The 22746-nt window shown below is 62.4% G+C and carries 17 protein-coding genes; 11 read left to right on the plus strand and 6 right to left on the minus strand.

Annotated elements, in window-relative coordinates; genetic code table 11:
- Nucleotides 1-307: 307 nt before the first annotated feature.
- From bcsQ (JFV30_RS30540) to bcsQ (JFV30_RS30585), 10 genes are all read left to right on the plus strand, one after another.
- Nucleotides 308-1291, plus strand: coding sequence for a cellulose biosynthesis protein BcsQ (gene bcsQ / locus JFV30_RS30540; RefSeq protein WP_201126261.1), 984 nt, complete (start codon nt 308-310; stop codon nt 1289-1291).
- Nucleotides 1288-3507: a UDP-forming cellulose synthase catalytic subunit gene (gene bcsA / locus JFV30_RS30545; protein ID WP_201125913.1), complete on the plus strand. Its 2220-nt coding sequence runs from the start codon at nt 1288-1290 to the stop codon at nt 3505-3507. The genes bcsQ (JFV30_RS30540) and bcsA overlap by 4 nt, the downstream gene beginning before the upstream one ends.
- On the plus strand, nt 3504-5762 hold the full coding sequence (gene bcsB / locus JFV30_RS30550) for a cellulose biosynthesis cyclic di-GMP-binding regulatory protein BcsB (RefSeq protein ID WP_201125914.1): 2259 nt from the start codon (nt 3504-3506) through the stop codon (nt 5760-5762). Before bcsA ends, bcsB begins: the two co-directional genes overlap by 4 nt.
- Nucleotides 5759-6955, plus strand: coding sequence for a cellulose synthase complex periplasmic endoglucanase BcsZ (gene bcsZ / locus JFV30_RS30555; protein WP_201125915.1), 1197 nt, complete (start codon nt 5759-5761; stop codon nt 6953-6955). The genes bcsB and bcsZ overlap by 4 nt, the downstream gene beginning before the upstream one ends.
- Nucleotides 6937-10788 (plus strand): cellulose biosynthesis protein BcsC, encoded by a 3852-nt coding sequence (locus tag JFV30_RS30560; RefSeq protein ID WP_201125916.1) that lies wholly within the window; start codon nt 6937-6939, stop codon nt 10786-10788. Before bcsZ ends, JFV30_RS30560 begins: the two co-directional genes overlap by 19 nt.
- Nucleotides 10789-10804: 16 nt before the next feature.
- Complete coding sequence (locus JFV30_RS30565; RefSeq protein WP_010169025.1) at nt 10805-11476, plus strand: SGNH/GDSL hydrolase family protein; 672 nt, start codon at nt 10805-10807, stop codon at nt 11474-11476.
- A complete protein-coding gene (locus tag JFV30_RS30570; protein ID WP_010169027.1) occupies nt 11476-12141 on the plus strand; it encodes an alginate O-acetyltransferase AlgF in 666 nt (221 codons plus the stop codon). Before JFV30_RS30565 ends, JFV30_RS30570 begins: the two co-directional genes overlap by 1 nt.
- A gap of 17 nt (nt 12142-12158) precedes the next feature.
- The gene (locus JFV30_RS30575) at nt 12159-13574 is read left to right on the plus strand and encodes an MBOAT family O-acyltransferase (RefSeq protein ID WP_010169029.1); all 1416 of its coding nucleotides are present in this window, start codon (nt 12159-12161) and stop codon (nt 13572-13574) included.
- Nucleotides 13575-13586: 12 nt separating this feature from the next.
- Nucleotides 13587-14714 (plus strand): alginate O-acetyltransferase AlgX-related protein, encoded by a 1128-nt coding sequence (locus JFV30_RS30580; RefSeq protein ID WP_201125917.1) that lies wholly within the window; start codon nt 13587-13589, stop codon nt 14712-14714.
- 172 nt (nt 14715-14886) lie between these two features.
- Nucleotides 14887-15828, plus strand: coding sequence for a cellulose biosynthesis protein BcsQ (gene bcsQ, locus JFV30_RS30585; protein ID WP_201125918.1), 942 nt, complete (start codon nt 14887-14889; stop codon nt 15826-15828).
- 242 nt (nt 15829-16070) lie between these two features.
- On the opposite strand, the gene JFV30_RS30590 is transcribed toward bcsQ (JFV30_RS30585), so the two are convergent.
- From JFV30_RS30590 to JFV30_RS30610, 5 genes are all read right to left on the minus strand, one after another.
- Nucleotides 16071-17285 carry a methyltransferase gene (locus tag JFV30_RS30590; RefSeq protein WP_201125919.1) on the minus strand — a complete coding sequence of 405 codons (1215 nt, stop codon included), beginning with the start codon at nt 17283-17285 and terminating at the stop codon, nt 16071-16073.
- The gene (locus tag JFV30_RS30595) at nt 17266-17955 is read right to left on the minus strand and encodes an ABC transporter permease (RefSeq protein WP_029615812.1); all 690 of its coding nucleotides are present in this window, start codon (nt 17953-17955) and stop codon (nt 17266-17268) included. The genes JFV30_RS30590 and JFV30_RS30595 overlap by 20 nt, the downstream gene beginning before the upstream one ends.
- Before the next feature lie 38 nt (nt 17956-17993).
- Nucleotides 17994-18689, minus strand: a complete 696-nt coding sequence (locus tag JFV30_RS30600) for an ABC transporter permease (protein WP_010169038.1) — start codon at nt 18687-18689, stop codon at nt 17994-17996.
- Nucleotides 18690-18762: 73 nt separating this feature from the next.
- Nucleotides 18763-19512 carry an ABC transporter substrate-binding protein gene (locus JFV30_RS30605; protein ID WP_010169040.1) on the minus strand — a complete coding sequence of 250 codons (750 nt, stop codon included), beginning with the start codon at nt 19510-19512 and terminating at the stop codon, nt 18763-18765.
- A gap of 13 nt (nt 19513-19525) precedes the next feature.
- A complete protein-coding gene (locus JFV30_RS30610) occupies nt 19526-20299 on the minus strand; it encodes an ABC transporter ATP-binding protein (protein WP_169386600.1) in 774 nt (257 codons plus the stop codon).
- 554 nt (nt 20300-20853) lie between these two features.
- Between JFV30_RS30610 and gabP the strand changes: the two genes are divergently transcribed.
- On the plus strand, nt 20854-22245 hold the full coding sequence (gene gabP / locus JFV30_RS30615; protein WP_169386599.1) for a GABA permease: 1392 nt from the start codon (nt 20854-20856) through the stop codon (nt 22243-22245).
- 48 nt (nt 22246-22293) lie between these two features.
- Here the strand turns inward: gabP and JFV30_RS30620 are convergent, their stop codons facing one another.
- Nucleotides 22294-22707: a hypothetical protein gene (locus tag JFV30_RS30620; RefSeq protein ID WP_010169047.1), complete on the minus strand. Its 414-nt coding sequence runs from the start codon at nt 22705-22707 to the stop codon at nt 22294-22296.
- Between the last annotated feature and the right edge of the window lie 39 nt (nt 22708-22746).

Raw genomic sequence — 22746 nt, forward strand, 5'->3', positions numbered from 1 at the left:
GTAAAGCACTGCAAGCTCCTGATCTAAATGGCAATGACAAAAAACCCAAAAATAAGTCAAAAAATCGACACAACGCCACTCGTCGGAAAGAATTAATCCAAAAGCATCAAAATACTGACACCATCAATCTGATATCACAGAATGCCGCCTGCCAACACATAACTAGAAATACCAAGGTCAGCCTTATGCGCTGACCTTTTTATCGCCTTTAAAGCGTATTAATCGGGGAGGGCCGTGGGTGAGTCGTGCAGATGATATTTCCAAACTATTCAATAAGCTGGGCGCTAATCCAAATGGCTACCGGGAGTTGCAGGCCGTCCACGATTATCTTGAGGACGACGTGGTAGTAGAGCGTTTCGACGCCTTGCCCATCGCCGTCAAGGCAGCGTCCCCGGTTGTGCTGGATGAGCCACCGTCGGCGTCGTTGCTGCGCTTGCTTGAAGAGCTGACCCAGGGCGAAGCCGATCACCTGCAGCCGCCCGAAGTGGTGGAAGGGCCGACCGGTGAGGTGTACTCGGAGCAGTCCTCACCCAAGGTGATTGTGGTGGTCTCGCTCAAAGGTGGTGTCGGTCGCAGCACGCTGACCGCCGCTATCGCCAGCGGCTTGCAGCGTCAGGGTCGGCCGGCCCTGGCGCTGGACCTGGACCCGCAAAACGCCCTGCGTCATCACTTGTGCCTGGGCCTGAATGTGCCTGGCATCGGCGCGGCGAGCTTGAACAATGAGTCCTGGGAAGGCCTGGCTGAGCGCGGCTTTGCCGGTTGCCGGCTGGTGGCGTTCGGCGAGACCAACAACGAGCAGCAGCAGAACCTCAATCGCTGGCTGGGCGAGGAAGCCCGGTGGCTGCCCAAGCACCTGGCCGGCCTGCGCCTGAACGGCCAGGACACGCTGGTCATCGACGTGCCGGCCGGCAACACGGTGTACCTGCATCAGGCCATGGCTTTGGCCGATCTGGTGTTGGTGGCGGTGCAGGCGGATGTTTCTTCGTTCAGTACCCTGGCCCAGATGGACAGCGTGCTGGCGCCGTACCTTGAGCGCGAAAAACCGCCACAGCGTTACTACGTGATCAACCAACTCGACGGCGCCCACCGCTTCAGCCTGGACATGGCCGAAGTGTTCAAGGCTCGCCTGGGCGATGCACTGCTCGGCACGGTCCACCGTGACCCGGCGTTCAGCGAAGCCCAGGCCTACGGCCGCGATCCCCTCGACCCTACCGTCAACAGTCTCGGCTGCCAGGACATTCATGCCCTGTGCCGCACGCTGCTCGAACGCATCGATTCGGACCTTCCATGACCGACACTACGTCCTCTACGCCCCACACCCCGGGGCGCACTGAACAGCGCCTGGACGCCGCGATTTCGCGCTTCAACCGCTGGCCCGACGCGCTGCGCAAAGTGCTGGTGGTGATCAGTTGCGTGGTCGGCACCTTGCTGTTGGTGAGCATCGTCAGCGCCCCGCTGGACCTCTACAGCCAATGCCTGTTTGCCGCCGTGTGCTTCCTCGCGGTGCTGGTGCTGCGCAAGATTCCCGGGCGCATGGCGATCCTCGCGCTGGTGGTGTTGTCGCTGGTGGCGTCGCTGCGCTACATGTACTGGCGGCTGACTTCCACCCTCGGGTTTGAAACCGGGCTCGACATGCTCTTCGGCTACGGCCTGGTGCTCGCCGAGCTGTACGCGCTGGTGGTGCTGATCTTCGGCTACGTGCAAACCGCCTGGCCGCTGCGCCGCGAGCCGGTGTGGCTCAAGACCGAACCGTCGGAGTGGCCCACCGTCGACGTGTTCATCCCGACCTATAACGAGGCGTTGAGCATCGTCAAACTGACCATCTTCGCCGCCCAGGCGATGGACTGGCCCAAGGACAAGCTGCGCGTCCACGTGCTCGACGATGGCCGTCGCGACGACTTCCGCGAGTTCTGCCGCAAGATCGGCGTGAACTACATCCGTCGCGACAACAACTTCCACGCCAAGGCCGGCAACCTCAATGAAGCGTTGAAGGTCACCGACGGCGAATACATCGCGCTGTTCGACGCCGACCATGTGCCCACCCGTTCGTTTTTGCAGGTCAGCCTCGGCTGGTTTCTCAAGGACCCCAAGCTGGCGATGCTGCAAACGCCGCACTTCTTCTTTTCGCCCGACCCGTTTGAAAAGAACCTCGACACCTTCCGCGCCGTGCCCAACGAGGGCGAGCTGTTCTACGGCCTGGTGCAGGACGGCAACGACCTGTGGAACGCGACGTTCTTCTGCGGCTCATGTGCGGTGATCCGCCGTAAGCCGTTGCTGGAAATCGGCGGCGTGGCCGTCGAGACCGTGACCGAAGACGCCCACACCGCGCTCAAGCTCAACCGCCTGGGCTACAACACCGCTTACCTGGCAATCCCGCAAGCAGCGGGCCTGGCCACTGAAAGCCTGTCGCGCCACATCAACCAGCGCATTCGCTGGGCGCGGGGCATGGCGCAGATTTTCCGCACCGACAACCCGCTGCTGGGCAAGGGCCTGAAGTGGGGCCAGCGCATCTGCTATGCCAATGCCATGCTGCACTTCTTCTATGGCTTGCCGCGGCTGGTGTTCCTGACCGCGCCGTTGGCCTACCTGATTTTCGGCGCGCAGATTTTCCACGCCTCGGCGCTGATGATCGTCGCCTACGTGTTGCCCCACCTCGTGCATTCGAGCCTGACCAACTCGCGGATCCAGGGGCGCTTCCGCCACTCGTTCTGGAACGAGGTCTACGAGACCGTACTGGCCTGGTACATCCTGCCGCCGGTATTGGTCGCGCTGGTCAACCCGAAGGCCGGTGGCTTCAACGTCACCGACAAGGGCGGGATCATCGACAAGCAGTTCTTCGACTGGAAACTCGCCCGGCCGTACCTCGTGCTGCTGGCGGTGAACCTGGTCGGGCTGTGCTTCGGGCTCTATCAATTGATCTGGGGCGATGAGTCCACCGCGGTCACCGTGGCGATCAACCTGACCTGGACCCTCTATAACCTGATCATCACCAGTGCGGCAGTGGCGGTGGCTTCGGAGGCGCGGCAAGTGCGTTCCGAGCCGCGGGTCAGCGCGAAATTGCCGGTCAGCGTGATCTGCGCCGACGGCCGTGTGCTCAAGGGCACCACCCAGGATTTTTCGCAGAACGGCTTCGGCTTGATCCTCGCCGACGGGCACCAGATTGCCCAGGGCGAAGCGGTGCAGTTGGTGCTGTCGCGCAATGGCCAGGACAGCCTGTTCCAGGCGCGGGTGGTGTTCAGCAAGGGCGCGCAAATTGGCGCGCAATTCGATGCACTGTCCCTGCGCCAGCAAAGCGAACTGGTCCGCCTGACGTTTTCCCGCGCCGACACCTGGGCCGCCAGTTGGGGCGCCGGCCAGCCCGATACACCGTTGTCTGCCCTGCGTGAAGTCGGTGCCATCGGCATCGGCGGCCTGTTTACCCTGGGCCGCGCCACGCTGCACGAATTGCGTCTGGCCTTGCGCCGCACTCCCTCACAACCGCTCGATACGCTGATGGACAAGCCATGACTTCCACACTATTTGCCCGCCCGCAGTCGCGCGGTGTGCTCGCGCTGATGATCGCTTCGCTGCTGGGCCTGGGCTCGCAGGCGCAGGCCGCTGCACCCGCCGTTGCGGTGCAGAGCACTGATGACGGCTACAGCCTGACCCTCAAGCAGTTGGGCCGCCGCGACACCATGAACCTGCAAGGCGTGGAAGCGTCCGACAGCGTCAACTTCGACATCCGTGCCGATGAAGTGGTGAAGGGCGCGCAACTGCTGCTCAAGTACAGCTACTCGCCGGCGCTGCTCGCGGACCTGTCGCAGATCAACGTGCTGGTCAACGACGAAGTCGCCGCCAGCCTGCCGCTGCCTAAAGAAGGCGCGGGCGTCCAGCAGGAAAAGCTGGTGCAGATTCCGGCGCACCTGATCACCGAATTCAACCGCTTGAGCCTGCAGTTCATCGGCCACTACACCATGTCCTGTGAAGACCCGCTGCACAGCAGCCTGTGGGCCAAGATCAGCAACAGCAGTGAGCTGAAAGTGCAGGTGCAGCCGATCGTTTTGAAAGACGACCTGTCGGTGCTGCCGCTGCCGTTCTTCGACAAACGTGATGCCCGCCAGGTCAGCCTGCCGTTCGTGTTTGCCACCGCGCCAGACAACGCCGCGCTGGAAGCCGCCGGTGCACTGTCGTCGTGGGTTGGCGGCATGGCCAGCTACCGTGGTGCGACGTTCCCGACCACCCTCGGGGAGATCCCGGCCAAGGGCAACGCCATTGTGCTGGTGCAGAGCACCCAGGCCGTCGACGTACACGGTGTGGCGGTTCCCGAGCCTAAAGGGCCGACCCTGACCCTGATCGCCAACCCTAACGACCCGAATGGCAAGCTGCTGATCGTCTCCGGCCGTGACGGCGCTGAACTCAAGCGCGCCGCCACCGCCGTGGTGCTGGGCAACCCGGTGTTGACCGGCAACAGCGTGGTCATCACCAAGCTCGACACCCTGGCCCCCCGCACGCCGTACGACGCGCCGAACTGGTTGCCCAGTAATCGCCCGGTACGCCTTGGCGAGCTGGTGGAGCTGAAAAAGCTCAACGTCTCCGGCTACAACCCGGGCCTGATCAGCGTCGACCTGCGCCTGCCGCCCGACCTGTTCAACTGGCGTGAAGAGGGCGTGCCGCTCAACGTCAAATACCGCTACACGCCACAGCAGGTGTCCACCAATTCCTCCTTGCTGATTGGCTTGAATGACCAGTTCATGAAGTCTGTCGCGTTGCCGTCGGTGACCCACCTGGGCGGCGGCCAGAGCCTGCTGGACCAGTTGAAGAAAGACGAAACCCTGCCCCGTGAAGTGACAACCCTGTTGCCGATCAGCTCGGCTTCGCCCAAGTCCAAGCTGCAACTGCGCTTCATGTACGACTACATCAAGGAAGGCGAATGCCGGGACATCATCGTCGACAACATGCGCGGCGCGATTGACCCGGACTCGAGCCTGGACCTGAGCAGCTACCAGCACTTTATTGCCATGCCGAACCTCGGCGTGTTCAACGACTCGGGCTTCCCGTTCACCCGCCTGGCTGACCTTTCGGAGTCGGCGGTGGTGATGCCGGACAACGTCGGCACCGACGAGCTGAGCGCCTACCTGACCGTGATGGGCCGCTTCGGCGAGTCCACCGGCTACCCGGCCACCGCTGTCAAAGTGGTGCAGGCCAAGGACGTGCAAAGCGTTGCCGACAAAGACCTGCTGGTGCTCGCCACCGGCGGCAACCAGCCGCTGTTGCAGCAATGGCTGCAGTACCTGCCGGCCACCAGTGACGGCCCGCAGCATCACTTCCTGCTGTCTGACCTGCCCCGTTATGTGCGCAGCTGGATCAGCCCGGACGCCGCCGCCAACCAGCATCCTGCCAACGCCGGCATCACCTTCAGCGGCCTGAGCAACAGCACCTGGTTCGCCGGTTTCCAATCGCCGCTCAAGGCCGGGCGCAGTGTGGTGCTGATCGCCAGCAACCAGCCTCAGGGCCTGCTTGAAGCGACCTCGGCGCTGATTGGCGGTGACGACTACAAAGACTCGATCCAGGGCAGCCTGGCGGTGGTGCAGGGCACGCAGATCAGTTCGCTGGTCGCCGACCAGCAGTACTACGTCGGCAACCTGAACTACTTCAAATTCATGCAGTGGCAGCTGTCCCAGAACCTGGGCTGGATGTTGGCGATTACCTTCCTTGGCTTGTTGGTACTGACCTGCCTGATCTACCTGGCACTGCGTGCCCGTGCTAAACGGCGGTTGGCATGAGCCCGTTGCGTAGCGCGATTTTGACGGTGATCGGTACGGCAATGTTTGCCGGTGCCGCCCAGGCGCAGACCTGTGACTGGCCGCTGTGGCAGAACTACGCCAAGCGTTTCATCCAGGACGATGGTCGGGTGTTGAACTCGTCCATGAAGCCGACGGAAAGCAGCTCGGAAGGGCAGTCGTACGCGATGTTCTTTGCCTTGGTCGGCAACGACCGGGCGACCTTCGACAAGCTCTGGACCTGGACCAAGGCCAACATGGCGGGCGCCGACATCGGCCAGAACCTGCCGGCCTGGTTGTGGGGCAAGCGCGACGACGGCAAGTGGGGCGCGATCGACACCAACTCCGCCAGCGATGCGGACTTGTGGATGGCTTACGCCTTGCTCGAAGCGGCGCGTGTGTGGAATGCACCGCAGTACCGCAGCGACGCCCAGCTGGTGCTGGCCAACGTTGAACGCAACCTGATCGTGCGCGTGCCGGGCCTGGGCAAGATGCTGTTGCCGGGGCCGGTGGGTTATGCGCACCCCGGTGGCCTGTGGCGCTTCAACCCGAGCTATCAGGTGTTGCCGCAACTGCGCCGCTTTGCAAAAGAACGCCCGAACGCCGGCTGGAACGAAGTGGCCGAGAGCAACGCGAAGATGCTCGCCGACCTGCCGAGCAACCCCCACGGCCTGGCGGCCAACTGGGTCGGCTATCGCGCCACCAGCGCGAACACCGGGCTGTTTATCGTCGATCCGTTTTCCGATGACCTGGGCAGCTACGACGCAATCCGCACGTACCTCTGGGCCGGCATGACCGCCAAGAGCGACCCGCTGGCCGCGCCGATGCTCAAGGCGTTGGGCGGTATCTCCCGGGCGACCGCTTCGTCGGTCACCGGTTTGCCGCCGGAGAAAGTCCACGTGCTGACCGGTGAAGTCGAGAAAAACAACGGCTACACGCCAACAGGTTTCTCGGCCTCCACCCTGGCCTTCTTCCAGGCCCGGGGCGAAACCGCCCTGGCGCAACTGCAAAAACAGAAGGTCGACGATGCCCTCGCCAAGGCCCTTGCCCCATCGGCGGCGGACAGTGCGCAGCCGATTTATTACGACTACATGCTCAGCCTGTTCGGCCAGGGCTTCGCTGATCAAAAGTACCGTTTCGAACAAGACGGCACGGTGAAATTATCCTGGGAGTCAGCATGCGCCGTCACACGCTAGCCGTTGCGATTCTGGCCGCCCTGGCTTCTACCGCCAGCTTTGCCGAAACCACTGACCCGCAAAGCCTGCTGATCGAGCAGGGCTATTACTGGCAGTCGAAAAAGAACCCGGAGCGCGCGCTCGAAACCTGGCAGAAACTGCTGCGCCTGAGCCCCGAGCAACCGGATGCGCTGTACGGCATCGGCCTGATTTCGGTGCAGCAACAGCGCCCGGCTGAAGCGCAAAAGTACCTGGCCCGCCTGCAGGCGTTGAGCCCGGTTCCGCGCCAGGCCCTGCTGCTGGAGCAGGACATCACCCTGAATATTCCGGCCAACGCCAAGTTGCTGGAGCAGGCGCGCGAACTGGGCGAGCCTGACGAAGAGCGCGAACAAGCCGTTGCGTTGTATCGCCAGATCTTCCAGGGGCGCCAGCCTCAGGGCCTGGTCGCCCGCGAGTATTACAACACCCTGGGTTTCACCCCCAAGGGCACGAATGAAGCCATCGCCGGCTTGCAGCGCTTGTCCCGCGAGCGGCCGAATGACCCGATTGTGGCGCTGTTTCTGGCCAAGCATCTGGCGCGTAACCCGGCCACCCGTGCCGAGGGCATTCGCGCCCTGGCCAAGCTGGCGCCGAATAACGACGTGGGCGGCAACGCCGATGAAACCTGGCGCTTTGCGCTGATCTGGCTCGGCCCGCCGAAGAGCGACCAGGTGCCGTTGTTCCAGCAGTTCCTTGCGGCGCACCCGGACGACACCGAGATCCGCGCGCTGATGAACAAGGGCATCGCCCAGGGCAAGAGCGGTGCCGGTTGGCAGCGTGATCCGCAGATGACCAAGGCGTTCAAGGCGCTCGATGACGGCGATCTGAAAACCGCCGAACCGCTGCTGGCTGCGCGCCTCAGCGAAAAATCCAACGACGTCGATGCCCTTGGCGGCATGGGCGTGCTGCGTCAACAGCAGCAACGCTTCACCGAGGCCGAAAGCTACCTGGTGCAGGCCACCCGTTTACCGGGTGGCGCGGCGTGGCAGTCGGCGCTCAATGATGTGCGCTACTGGAACCTGCTCAACCAGGCCCGTGACGCTCAGCGTGGCGGTCGTACCAGCCAGGCCCGTGACCTGGTGGCCCAGGCCGAACGCCTGAACCCTGGCCAGCCCGGCGCTGCTGTGGCGCTGGCGGGTTTCCAGGCTCAGGACAATCAGTTCGACGCCGCTGAAGCCGGCTACCGCAAAGTGCTGGCCCGTCATCCGGGCGACCCGGATGCGCTGAGCGGTTTGATCAACGTGCTGTCCCAATCCGGGCAGCCGGAAGAAGCCTTGAAGCTGATCGATTCGGTCTCGCCCGCCGAGCGCGCCAAGTTTGCGCCGAGCGTGAAAATCACCGCGTTGCGCGCCACCCAGGTCGGCAAGCTGGCCGAGCAACGGGGCGATTTGAAAGCCGCGCAAGCCGCCTACAAACAAGCCCTCGATGCCGACCCGGAAAACCCGTGGACGCGCTTCGCCCTGGCCCGCATCTACCTGCGCGACGGCCAGATTCGCAACGCCCGTGCCTTGATCGACGGCTTGCTGGCCAAGCAACCGAACCAGCCGGACGCGCTGTACACCAGCACGTTGTTGTCGGCCGAGTTGGGCGAATGGAAGAAAGCCGAAGAGACCCTGGCGCGCATCCCGGCCGGGCAACGCACTGCGGACATGAACGAGCTGGGCATCGATATCGCCCTGCACAAGCAGACCGACATTGCCATCGAAACCGCCCGCCGTGGTCAACGCCCTGAAGCCCTCGCGCTGCTGGGCCGCAGTGAAGCCATGACCCGGCAGAAGCCCGAGCGCCTGGCGATTCTGGCTGCCGCTTATGTGGAAGTCGGCGCGACACAGCAGGGCCTGGACATCATGCAGAAGGTTCTGGATAACAATCCGAACCCGACCATCGACCAGAAGCTGCTGTACGCCAACGTGCTGCTCAAGGCCAACCACTACACCGAGGCCGGCGACATCCTGCGTGAAGTGCAGGGCCAGCCATTGAGTGAAACCGGCCGCCAGCGTTACGACGATTTGATCTACCTGTACCGGGTCAAACAGGCCGATGCCTTGCGCGAGAAAAACGACCTGGTCGCGGCCTACGACATGCTGTCGCCAGCCCTGGCCCAGCGTCCCAACGACGCGATGGCAGTCGGTGCATTGGCGCGGATGTACGCAGCCAGTGGCAACAGCAAAAAGGCCATGGAGCTTTATGCGCCGCTGATCCAGCAGAACCCGAACAACGCCCGCCTGCAATTGGGCCTGGCGGACATCGCGCTGCAAGGCCGTGACCGTGGCCTGGCGGAAAGCGCCAGTGAAAAGGCGCTGTCCCTGGAGCCGGGTAACCCCGAGATCCTCACCTCGGCGGCGCGCATCTATCAAGGCCTGGGCAAAAACAACGAAGCCGCTGCGCTGCTGCGCAAGGCGCTGGCGATTGAGAACAGTCAGAAGAGCCAGACGCAACTGGCCCAGGCCGGTTCCCAGGGCGTGCCTTACAACCCCTTCGTCGGCTTGCCGGGCCAGCGTCGCCAGGTCACTGACCTGACCGTCGCCGGTCCGGTACCGCCGCCGATTGATGCACCGACGAATGTCGTGCCGGAAAACGCCTTGGCCGCCTCCGGGCGTCCGGCGTCGAACAACTGGAATGAGCCGTTTGAGCCGCCGTCGAAAATTGCCTCCCTCGACACCGCCAACCTGAGCCCGGCACGTCGTGCGCTGGATACGATCCTGCGGGATCGCACGGGTTATGTGGTGCAGGGTTTGAGCGTTCGCAGCAACAACGGTGAGAGCGGGTTGAGCAAAATCACTGACGTTGAGGCGCCGTTCGAGGTGCGGATTCCAGTGGGTGACCTCAACGTTGCCGCACGTGTGACCCCGGTGCACTTGAGTTCCGGCAGTGTGAAAAGCGAATCCGCCACCCGGTTTGGCGGTGGCACGACCAACCCGGCGGGCTCGCAGAGCGACACGGGTGTCGGTTTCGCCGTTGCCGTGGAGAACCCGGATGAAGGCCTCAAGGCCGATATCGGCGTCAGCCCGCTGGGCTTCCTGTACGACACCATCATCGGTGGCGCCAGCGTCTCGCGGCCGTTTTCCCAGGGCTCCAACTTCCGTTACGGCGTCAACGTTTCGCGGCGTCCGGTCACCGACAGCGTGACGTCCTTTGCCGGTTCCGAAGACAAGCGCACCGGCGAAAAATGGGGCGGCGTGACCGCCAACGGCGGGCGTGGCGACCTGAGCTACGACAACCAGAAACTTGGTGTGTATGGCTACGCGTCGTTGCACGAGATGCTGGGCAATAACGTCGAAGACAACACCCGCCTGGAGCTGGGCAGTGGCATCTACTGGTACCTGCGCAATACCCCGACCGACACCCTGACCCTTGGTCTCAGCGGTTCGTACATGCGCTTCAAGGAGAACCAGGGTTACTACACCTATGGCCAGGGCGGCTACTTCAGCCCACAGGGCTTCTACTCCCTGGGTGTACCAGTGCGTTGGGCGCAGAGCTTTGATCGCTTCAGCTACCAGATAAAAAGTTCGGTGGGCCTCCAGCGTATCGAGCAAGATGCAGTCGATTATTTCCCGGGGCATGACCAGCTCCAACGTGCCCGTGGCAATCCGAACTATGCCCAAGATACAAAAACCGGCATCGGCTACAGCTTCAACGCCGCCGCCGAATACCGCCTCAGCTCGCGCTTTTACCTGGGTGGCGAAGTCGGTCTCGACAACGCCCAGGACTATCGCCAGTACGTCGGCAACGCCTACCTGCGCTACCTGTTTGAAGACCTGAGCGGGCCTATGCCCTTGCCGGTCAGTCCGTACCGTTCCCCTTATTCGAATTGATTGATAGGAGTCATCCATGCCTGTTTCCGCTTCTGCTATTGCCGGCCTGACCCTGCTGGTATTGGGCGAAAGTCACATGAGCTTTCCTGATTCGCTGCTCAACCCGCTGCAGGACAACCTGACCGCCCAGGGCGCCAAGGTTCACTCCATCGGCGCATGCGGCGCCGGCGCGGCCGACTGGATCGTGCCGAAGAAAGTCGAGTGCGGCGCCGAGCGACTGCCCGGCGGCAAGGCCGAGATTTTCGGCAAGAACGGCATGAGCACCACGCCGATCAAAGACCTGATCGCCAAGGACAAGCCGGACCTGGTGGTGATCATCATCGCCGACACCATGGCCTCGTACCCGGAGCCGCAGTTCCCGAAAGTCTGGGCCTGGAAAAGCGTGACCTCCCTGACCAAAGCCATCACCGAAACCGGCACCAAGTGCGTGTGGGTCGGGCCGGCGTGGGGCAAGGTCGGTTCGCAGTACAAGAAGGATGACGCGCGTACCAAGGTGATGTCGCAGTTCCTCGCCACCAACGTGGCGCCGTGCACCTACGTCGACTCGCTGACCTTCTCCAAGCCGGGCCAGTGGATCACCACCGACGGCCAGCACTTCACCATCGACGGCTACCAGAAGTGGGCCAAGGCTATCGGCGAGTCCCTGGCGAAGTTGCCACCGGCCGCTGTGACCAAGGGAGCGCAATAATGAAACGGACCACCCTGGGCCTGGTGACCTTGCTCGCCAGCGTCAGCGCCTACAGCGCCGATATCCCGCTGTACCCCACCGGCCCGGAGAAGGATTCGGCATTCCTGCGCCTGGCCAACGGCACCGACGGCGAGCTGAAATTGCTGCCCCAGGGTTCCAAGGCGAGCCTGGTATTGGGCGGCGACAAACTCGTTTCCGACTACCTGCCGGTGTCGGGCGGCAAGACCCCGATCAAGGGTGTGTTGAGCCAGGGCGGCAAGGATTCCGAGCTGGCCGTGACCGTCGCACCGGGCGAATTCGCCACCGTGGTCGCCGTACCGGATGCCAAGGGCGGCACGCGCCAGTTGGTGATCCACGAACAACCGGACGACTTCAACGCCTTGAAGGCCTCGCTGGCCTTTATCAACGCCGACGCTGCCTGCGCTGACGCAAGCCTGGAAGCCGTGGCGCAAAAAGCCGAGCTGTTCAAGAAGGTCGCCGAAGGTTCGATTTCGCGCCGCATGATCAACCCGGTGGAACTGTCGGTGCAGCTCAAGTGCGCCAATGCACCGGTCGGCCAACCGCTGACCTTCACCCTCAAGGCCGGCGAGCGCTACAGCGTGCTGGCCCTGCCATCGGCTGCCGGTTCGAGGTTGCTGTTTACCTCCGACACGCTCGCTAACTGATCGGGCCCGACACCACCATGGTCTTTGCCTCACTGGAATTCCTCACGCTGTTCCTGCCGGCCTTCCTGTTGATTTATGCGCTGGCCCGTCCGGGCTGGCGCAATGTCATCCTGTTGATCGGCAGCTGGCTGTTCTACGGCTGGCTGAGCCCGCTGTTCCTGTTCCTGCACATGGTGTTGACCGTGGTGGCGTGGGTCGGCGGCTTGCTGGTGGACCGTTCCCGTGAAGACGGCAAAGGCCGGGTGCGGTTGTTGATCGCGTTGATCGTGTTCAACACCGCCGTGCTGTGTTGGTACAAGTACGCCAACATCGTCGCGGGCACCGTGAGTGAGGTGATCACCTGGTACGGCGCCATGCCGCTGGAGTGGCAGCGCGTGGCGTTGCCGGCGGGGTTGTCGTTTATCGTGTTGCAGGCGATCTCGTACCTGGTGGACGTGCATCGGCATACCGTTCCGGTGGAGCGCAGCTTCATTAATTACGCGACCTATATCTCGATGTTCGGCCACTCGATTGCCGGTCCGATCATTCGTTATGACTGGGTGCGGCGCGAGCTGAACCAGCGCTATTTCAACTGGCCGAATTTCAGCCTCGGCGCCCGGCGCTTCATGATCGGCATGGGCATGAAAGTGCTGGTGGCCGACACCTTGTCGCCGCTGGTGGACATTGCCTTCCACCTGGAAAACCCGAGCCTGGTGGATGCCTGGATCGGCTGCCTGGCGTACTCGCTGCAACTGTTTTTCGACTTCGCCGGCTACAGCGCCATGGCCATCGGCCTGGGCTTGATGCTGGGCTTTCACTTCCCGGAAAACTTCAACCGGCCGTACCTGGCCAGCAGCATCCAGGACTTCTGGCGGCGTTGGCATTTGTCGTTGTCCAGCTGGCTGCGGGACTACCTGTACATCGCCCTCGGCGGTAACCGCGATGGCGTATGGCGCACCTACCGCAACCTGTTCCTGACCATGGCGATTGCCGGGTTGTGGCACGGCGGTGACAGCTGGAACTACCTATTGTGGGGTTCGGCCCACGGTATCGCCTTGTGCATCGACCGGGCGTGGTCGCGCTCGAGCCTGCCGAGCATTCCGCCGGTGCTGTCGCACATCTTGACGCTGTTGTTTGTGTGCCTGGCCTGGACGCTATTCCGCGCGCCGGACTTCCATTCGGCACTGGCCATGTACGCCGGGCAATTCGGCATGCACGGCATTGCACTGGGTGATGCGTTGGCCGTGGCCATGCGCCCGGCCCATGGCATGGCCGCGTTGCTCGGTCTGGTGTGCATCATCGCGCCGATCTGGCAGACCCGCTGCGAGCAGCGTTTTGGTACGCAGCCCTGGTTTGTGGTGGCCGCGTCCCTGTGGCCGGTGGCCGGGTTTGTGTTGTCCTTCGCGCTGATTGCCAGCCGCGATGCCGTACCGTTTCTGTACTTTCAGTTCTAAGGAAGCCTGACGATGCCCGCCCCTACCGCGCCGACCCCACCGAGTGAATTGGCCATTCGCACCAGCCCCCTGGCGGGCTGGGTGCTGGTGCCTTTCCTGGCGGCGGGGTTGTTGTCTTGCGTCTGGCTGATGGTCAAGGGCCCGGTGAGTTTCCTGCCGCCCAAGGTCGACAGCGACATGCTGTTGCATGGCGACGTGACTCACCGGTTTGCCAAGGAGCTGTCCAAGGCGCCGATGGCCATCGAGGCGGCGAACCTGGAGCGCGGCGCCAGCTGGCTGGTGTTCAGTGACACCGGGCCGCGAGTCCGCCAGGGTTGCCCGGGCTGGCTGTTTATCAGCGATGAACTGAAGCTCAACCGCCACGCCGAAGACAATGCGCGCACCAAGGCGGACGCGGTGATCGACCTGAAAAAACAGCTCGGCCAACGCGGCATTGATCTGCAAGTGGTGGTGGTGCCGGACAAAACCCGCATCGCGGCCGCACAACGCTGCGGCGTGTATCGCCCGGCCGTGCTGGAGGGCCGGGTCCAGCAATGGACCACGCTGTTGCAAGCGGCGGGCGTTGAAGCACTGGACCTGACCGACACCCTGAAACCCCTGGGCCCGGATGCATTCCTGCGCACCGACACCCACTGGAGTGAAATCGGCTCGAACGCCGGTGCCCGTGCCGTGGCTCAGCGCATCCAGCAGCGCGGTATCCAGGCCACGCCGGAGCAAGCCTTCGACATCACCCAGGCGCCGCTCGCACCGCGTCCGGGTGACCTGGTACGGCTGGCCGGTCTCGACTGGTTGCCGCCGAAGTTGCAGCCAGTGGGCGAGCAGGTTGCGGCCAGTACGGCCCATGAGAAGGGTCCGGCGGCGTCCAGCAACCCTGACGATTTGTTCGGCGACGCCGGGCTGCCGAACGTGGCGCTGATCGGCACCTCGTTCTCGCGCAATTCAAACTTCGTGGGTTTCCTGCAACAAGCCTTGAATGCACCGGTGGGTAATTTCAGCAAGGACGGTGGCGAATTCTCTGGCGCCGCCAAGGCGTATTTCGACAGCCCGGCGTTCAAGCAGACGCCGCCCAAGCTGCTGATCTGGGAGATCCCCGAGCGTGATTTGCAGACGCCTTACGATCCGATAAAGATTAGTCAGTAAATTGACCATTTACCGCTCGTCTTAAAGATTTCTTCAGAAACACCAAAATAATGACACTCTCGATCCTTTGTCACAGAATGCGTACACAAAGGCGCCCACAAAAAGACCTGCGGTAAGCATCAGTACAGCTGACCTTTCACGTCTTTACGATGCGTCGTGAGGAGTGTTGGCGATGAGCCGAACCGATGATCTTTTTGAGTTGTTTGATAAGACAACTGCCAGTGATGTCCAGGGAATGGATTCGATGCTGCAATTCTTCGAAGACATCCCCGTCGATGACAGCGCCAGCCTCAACATGGGCAGCGGCGCGTCGTTCTCCCGACATTCCCCTTGTGCCAACGAGCAGCCACGCGACGCCGCGACCATCCGTGCGAACGTGGTGGCGCTGGTGTCCGTCAATGGCGGGGTCGGACGCAGCACCCTGGCCACGGCGCTGAGCAGTGGTTTGCAGCGCGCGGGCCGGCCGGTGGTGGCGCTGGACCTGGACCCGCAAAATGCCCTCTATCACCACTTCGGCTTGAGCCACGCCTTGCCCGGCATCGGGCGCACCAGCCTGCAGAACGAGCGCTGGAGCCACATCCTTCATTCAGGCTTCGCCGGTTGCCAGGTGATCACCTTTGGTGAAACCGATATCCGCCAGCAGGAAGACCTCCAGCGCTGGCTGAAACAGGAACCGGATTGGCTGGCGCAGCACCTGTCGGCCCTGGATTTGAGTGAGCAGGACACGGTGATCATCGACACGCCGGCGGGCAATAACGTCTACCTGCACCAGGCGCTGAACGTGGCCGATGTGGTGCTGGTCATCGCCCAGGCGGATGCCGCCTCCCTGGGCACCCTGGAGCAGATGGAGCAGTTGCTGGTGCCGCACCTTGATCGCCAGCCGGCGCTACGTTGCCACTTCGTGATCAACCAGCTCGACGAGACTTCCGGCTTCAGCCTGGACATGGTCGAGGTGTTCAGGAAGCGCCTGGGTGACAACCTGCTGGAGGTGGTGCACCGGGACCCGGCGATCAGCGAGGCCCTGGCTTTTGGCAGCGACCCGCTGGATAACGAAGCGACGAGCATGGCCTGTGACGATATCAACGAGCTTTGCCGCCTGTTGATTGCCCGCTGAAAAGTCCGGGTTATGCCGCTAACGCCAGATGCTTATGCACAATCGGTTGGTTCGACATGTCATGAAACCGCAATTTTGCGGAGCGGTTCTCATCAGGCTGCAACTGCCTGTTTTGCGTGCGTTTTATTTTATGAACAAAAAATGACCAGTCAGCATTTTGCCCTGTAAAGCTTGCTGCTACGGCCTCCGCAAGAATTCCATCAACAGAGTTATCCACAGGGCACGCTGCGACAAAATGCCCCTTAATTGCGCTCGGCCAGCAGCATCAGGTTGCGCGGGGTCAGCGGTGTTTCGCAGAAGCTGCCGACGTGCACCGTGTAGCCGTTTTCCGTGAGAAACAACGCGCGATCCAGCACCAGCCACATTTCCAGCGGGCGCCGAAACAGGCCACGCAGCAATTCCAGGTTTCTCACCTCGGCCAGGCGCCGCCAGCCTTGGGCCTCCAGCGCCAGCCAATCCTGTTCACCGGTGGATAATCCCTTGAGCGCCGCCAGTTCGCGGCAGTAGTCGGCGAAGGGCTTGGCCAGCCAACTCGCGGGCAGCGATGGCGTGGGCAGGTACTCGTCACTGCCGCGCAGTTGCCGTTGCAGACCATCGAAGCCCAGGCGCCTGGCCATCGAGGTGTCGCGCTGCTGGCGCACTCGCGCCCCAGCGGTAACGGTTTCGCTCAGCGGCAGGCCGAGGTCTTCCACCGATAAACGCAGGGATGAAGCCTGGGCGGTCATCGACAGTGGCGGGTACTGCTCGGCGCGGATGCGGTTATAGCAGCACGGTGCCACGGCCAGTTGCCGGCAGCCGGCGGCGCTGGCCAGCTGGAGCAGACGCACATGCAGGTCGCCGCAGGCATGCAGGGCGACCGGGGTTTGCTCGGGGCTGATCTGCATGTCGGCCATCACGTCTTGCAGGCGATGGGCGACGGGTAATTGATGGTGTTCGCTGAGCGACTGCCCTGAGGCAATCAGGGCCGGGTCGTATTCCAGACACGTCAGTTGCTGCCCGGGTTGCAGCAGGCGGCGGCCGAGGTGGCCCTTGCCGGCGCACCAGTCGAGCCAGTGTCGGGGTGTCCTGGAAAATTGCAGGGCCGCGCCGAAGGCTTCGATCTGCTGCCATTTGCGGCCGGGCACATCAACATTCAGGCGGTGACGGGCGGTTGGTAGCGCACTGGACGGTAAGTTATCCACAGCACTGAGATTCAGCGACTGCATGGCCAGCTCGGGAAAGGGCGCGGGTGCCGGCAGGGTGTGAGGTTGGTTATGGCTGCTTTCCGCGTCTGCCAGCGAGCGCTGTCGCAGCCAGTGGGCCAGCTCGGGGTGCCGGGTTTCCCACGGCAATTGCAGATGGGTAAAGGGCCGTGGTCGCCACAGCCCTTGATGCTCGGTGAGAAACGCGTCCAGCGCCTGGAAGCGGGTGAGCAATTGCTCACCCGTCAACGAGGCGTCAGCGGCCCTGGCAGGCATCGACCCGCAACCAGCGTTCCAGCAGCTTGAAGAAGCGCACCAGCACGTAGGACATCAGCAGGTAGAACAAGCCCGCGGCGAAGAAGATCTCCACCGGCAGGTAAGTGCGGGCAATGATCGTGCGGGCCATGCCGGTCAGTTCCAGCAACGTCACGGTGCTGGCCAGGGCGCTGGCCTTGAGCATCAGGATCACTTCGTTGCTGTAGGCCGGCAGGCCGATGCGCGCGGCACGCGGCAGGATGATGTAGAACAGCGCCTTGGGTTTGGACATGCCCAGCGCCCGCGCCGCTTCGATTTCGCCCGGCGGGATGGCCTGGATCGCGCCACGCAAAATCTCGGCGATGTAGGCGGCGGTGTGCAGGGTCATGGTGGCGGTAGCGCACCAGAACGGGTCCCGCAGGTAGGGCCACATGGCGCTTTCACGCACGGCGTCGAACTGCGCCAGGCCGTAATACACCAGGAACAACTGCACCAGCAGTGGCGTGCCCCGGAAGAAGAAAATGTAGCAATAGGGCAGGGTGCGCACGTACCACAGGCGCGAAGAACGTGCGATGCCCAGCGGGATTGCCAGCAGCAGGCCGGCGATCACCGCGATGGCCACCAGCTCCAGGGTCAGGGTCGCGCCCTGGGCCAGTCTTGGCAGCCACTTGATGATCACGGCCCAGTTCAGGCCGAGGTCGAAATGCGCCAGCCAGCTGTAGTCGCCACTCATTGCGTGCTCCTCGCAAAGCCGCGCGCGGCACGTTTTTCCAGGAAGTGCATGCCGGTCATCGCCAGGACGGTGAGGCCCAGGTACATGAAGGCCGCGACCATAAAGAAGGTGAAGGGCTGCTTGGTGACGGTCACGCCGATTTGCGCGTGGCGCATGATTTCTTCCAGGCCGATCACCGAGACCAGCGCGGTGTCCTTCATCAGAATCATGAACAGGTTGCCCAGGCCCGGCAGGGCGATGCGCCACATCTGCGGCATGATCAACCGGGTGAAGATCCGGAACTTCGACAAGCCCAGTGCGACACCGGCTTCACGGTGGCCCTTGGGGATTGCCAGGATCGCGCCGCGGAAGACTTCCGTGGCGTAGGCACCAAAGCACAGTCCCAGGGCGATAACCCCGGCGGCGAAGGCGCTGAGGGACAGGTCGGGGTTGCCGAAGAATTCCCCGAGGGAACGCATCAGGTTGACCGTGCCGAAGTAAATCAGCAGTACCCACAGCAGTTCGGGGATGCCGCGAACCAGGGTGGAGTAGGCGCCGCCAAGCCATTGCAGGGGCTTGTACGGGGAAGTCTTGGCCAAGGCACCGGCCAGGCCGAGCACCAGCCCAAGGCACAGGGCCGTGAGCGCCAGCTTGACGGTCATCAGCGCGCCAGCGGCGAGCGCCGGGCCGAATCCGTAGAGGTCGAAATTCATGGTTTAGTCGTTTCGCAAGGCAAAGCTCAGGACCGGCGCACTCAAGCGAGCGCGCCGGGCAGGCCATTCAGGATCACTCGATGCTGAAAGGGAAGTACTTGTCGTTGATCTTCTTGTAGGTGCCGTCGGCCTTGATTTCGGCCAGTGCGGTGTTCAAGCGCTCGCGCAGTGCATCGCCTTTACGCACGGCGATACCGATCTTGTCGCTCTCAACCACCGGGTCGCCTTTGAATTCGTAGGCGGAACCGTCTTTGCTTTTCAGCCACTCGTACTGCACGTACTTGTCGGCCAGCATCCCGTCCAGTCGGCCGGAGGTCAGGTCGAGGTAGGCGTTTTCCTGGGTGTCATAGAGCTTGGCGGTGGTGTCCGGCAGCTTGTCTTCCAGGTAGGTACCGGCCAGCGTCGCGCGTTGTGCGCCGATGATCTTGCCCTTCAGGTAACCGGCGTCGGTCTTGAAGTCCTTGGTGGCTTTCGGCGCGATGAACTGCAGCTTGTTGGAATAGTACGGGTCGGTGAAGTCGACGGCCTGCTTGCGTTCATCGGTGATGGACAGCGAGGAGACCAGGAAGTCGAACTTCTTGGCGTTCAGGGCCGGAATGATGCCGTCCCAATCGGAGACGTACACCTTGCACTCGACTTTCATCTTGGCGCACAGGGCGTCGCCGATGTCTTTGTCAAAGCCCACTACGTTGCCGCTGGCGTCTTTATTGTTGAAGGGCGGGTAGGCCGCTTCGATCCCCATGGTCAAGGTCTCGGCCATCGCCGAGGCGCTGAATGCCATCGAAACGGCGGCAGCCAGGAGGAATTTTTTATAGTTCTGCATGCATGTTGCTCCGTTAGCGGTTGCTGGACATGAATTGTTTGCAGCGCGCCGAAAGCGGGTTTTCAAATACCTGCTGTGGCGATCCTTGCTCTTCGACCAGGCCCTGGTGCAGGAAAACCACTTCACTGGACACCTGACGGGCGAAGCCCATTTCATGGGTGACCAGCAGCATGGTGCGGCCTTCTTCGGCCAGTGCGCGGATCACATTAAGTACTTCCTGAACCATTTCCGGGTCAAGGGCCGATGTCGGCTCGTCGAACAGGATGACCTTGGGCTGCATGGCGAGGGTGCGGGCGATGGCCGCGCGTTGCTGCTGGCCGCCGGACAATTGGGCGGGGTAGGCGTGGCGCTTGTCACTGATGCCGACCTTGGCCAGCAAGGCTTCGGCGACTTCGATGGCTTCGGCTTTGCTTTGGCCCAGCACCCGACGCGGAGCCTCGATGATGTTGTCGAGGATGCTCATGTGCGGCCACAGGTTAAAGTTTTGAAACACAAAACCGATCTCGCTGCGCAGGCGGTTGATCTGTTTGCCGTCGGCGGCCACCAGCTCACCGTTTTTCGCGGCCTTGAGCTTGAGCTCTTCACCGGCCACCAGGATTTGCCCCTGGTGCGGGTTTTCCAGCAGGTTGATGCAGCGCAGGAACGTGGACTTGCCGGAACCGGAGGAACCCAGGATCGAGATCACATCGCCGTCGCGGGCGGTCAGCGAGATGCCTTTAAGCACCTCCAGCTCACCATAGCGTTTATGCAAGTTGCGGATTTCAAGCGCGGGCGTGGCCTCAGCCATGTGGGGTCCTCATTGTGTTCATTGCGCTCCTGCTGTTGGGCCGCCTTCCTGGCGAGGCGCCAAGCTAGCATAGCGTTTGGATGACAGCCAACAGCCCTGCGGACGGTAAACAGACGGTGTGCGGCAGGGTGTCGCATCGGCACAGCAGTGTGTCGCGCCATCAACAACCGAACAGCCGTTTGAACCAGGATTACTGCAGGTTTTGCGTAAAAAAGGGCGCGATGGTGCCAGCTTTGGCCGGGTGTTGGAAGGGTTAAACGGGTGAACGGTCCATATCAGCCCTTTAATAGGGCGTCACGCACAATTTGTGTGTGTTTTTGGTGCGCCTGTTCGTCTTTCAAGTGGGTCGCACAGTAACGCTATAGCGGAATGCCATTAGTGTCAGTGACTTACGAGAGCCGTTGAGTTTCCCTACAGCCCGCGTCAATCACGGCTCTGTAACATTTTGGCGCAAATCTTGCGTAAAAAATAAAGAACGCCCCGTTGGTTTCTTTTCACGAGAGAGACGCCAGACCGGGTGGACCGTATTCGCAATTCCTCGCAAAGGTGTGTCAATGAGTAGTACGCAAAGCTCCAATGACCTCGAACAGGGGCTCAAACCGCGTCACGTCACCATGCTGTCGATTGCCGGCGTTATTGGTGCCGGGTTGTTTGTCGGCTCCGGCCACGCGATTGCGGCGGCAGGGCCTGCCGTACTGCTGGCGTACGCCGCCGCCGGTACCCTGGTGGTGTTGGTGATGCGCATGCTGGCCGAAATGGCCGTAGCGTCTCCGGACACGGGTTCGTTCTCTACTTATGCCGACCGTGCGATCGGGCACTGGGCCGGTTTCACCATCGGCTGGTTGTACTGGTGGTTCTGGGTGTTGGTGATCCCGCTGGAGGCCAACGCCGCCGCGACCATCCTTCACGCCTGGTTCCCCAACGTGGCGATCTGGGCCTTCACCCTGATCATCACTTTGCTGCTGACGGCGACCAACCTGTTCAGCGTGAAGAACTACGGCGAGTTCGAGTTCTGGTTTGCGCTGATCAAGGTGGTGGCGATCATCGGGTTTGTGATCCTCGGCATCCTGGCGATTTTTGGCTTCCTGCCGGGCAGCCAGGTCAGCGGCGTGTCGCACCTGTTCGACACCCAGGGCTTCCTGCCCAACGGTATGGGCGCGGTGTTGGCGGCAATCCTGACCACCATGTTCTCGTTCATGGGCACCGAGATCGTGACGATCGCGGCCGCTGAATCGAAGAACCCTGGGCAGCAAATTTCCAAGGCCACCAACTCGGTGATCTGGCGGATCGGCTTGTTCTATCTGGTATCGATCTTTATCGTGGTGGCCCTGGTGCCGTGGAATGATCCAGCGCTGGCGGCGGTCGGTTCCTACCAGACCGTGCTGGAACGCATGGGCATCCCGAATGCCAAGCTGATCGTTGACCTGGTGGTGTTGGTGGCGGTGACCAGTTGCCTGAACTCGGCGTTGTACACCGCTTCGCGCATGATGTTCTCCCTGGGCCGTCGCGGTGATGCGCCAGCGGTGTCCAAGATCACCAACAAGAGCGGCACGCCTTACTGGGCGGTGTTGCTGTCTACCGGCGCGGCGTTCCTGGCGGTATTCGCCAACTACGTGGCCCCGGCGGCGGTGTTTGAATTCCTGCTGGCCAGCTCCGGCGCCATCGCGTTATTGGTGTACCTGGTGATCGCCGTGTCGCAACTGCGCATGCGCCAGAAGCGCACGGAAGCGGGCGAGAAGATTGCCTTCAAGATGTGGCTGTTCCCGGGCCTGACGTACGCGGTGATTGTGTTCATCGTCGGCGTGCTGACCATCATGCTGTTCCAGGAAGCGCACCAGGTGGAGATCATCGCCACCGGAATCCTGAGCTTGCTGGTGATTGCGGCGGGGCTGATTGTGTCGCGTCGGCGCAAGAGCCTGAAGGTAGGGGCTGCGGTGCTGAATTGATGTAGCGCGCGGCAAAAAATGGGAGCCTTCGGGCTCCCATTTTTCTGATCAGCTCTCTGAGCTGACCAGCGCCTGTGACGCTGCGACGTAATCAGCCTGGAACTCTGGCGATTCAATCCACGCCAGGGCCGCTGCTTCATCCTCGGTATCCGTGGCCCACTGGCGATACTCGATCAGCGCCGCAAGGATAAAGTCAGTCGCTTCCTCTTCGCCTTCCTGCTCCAGCACGACCGCCAGCAGCGGGTGCGCGAGGAACACCGCACACAGCGCCTGTTGGCTGGTTTCGCCCGCAGTGCGCATCTCCAGGAACAGCTCGGTCAAATCCACTGACTCAAGGTCAATGCGGCTGTCATCGCCGGCAAAGGCGTCCGGCTTGGTGGCGACGGCGCGTTGAGTGCGGTTCTGCTTGGCCTTGGCTTTTGCCCGGTGGGCGCGTTTTTGCTGCTTGTTCGGCGAGGCCATGGGCTCACGTCCTTGGTGTCAGGATCTGGGGATGGCGTA

Origin of the sequence: Pseudomonas sp. TH32 (genome assembly GCF_016650855.1) — a bacterium.
Lineage (GTDB): Bacteria > Pseudomonadota > Gammaproteobacteria > Pseudomonadales > Pseudomonadaceae > Aquipseudomonas.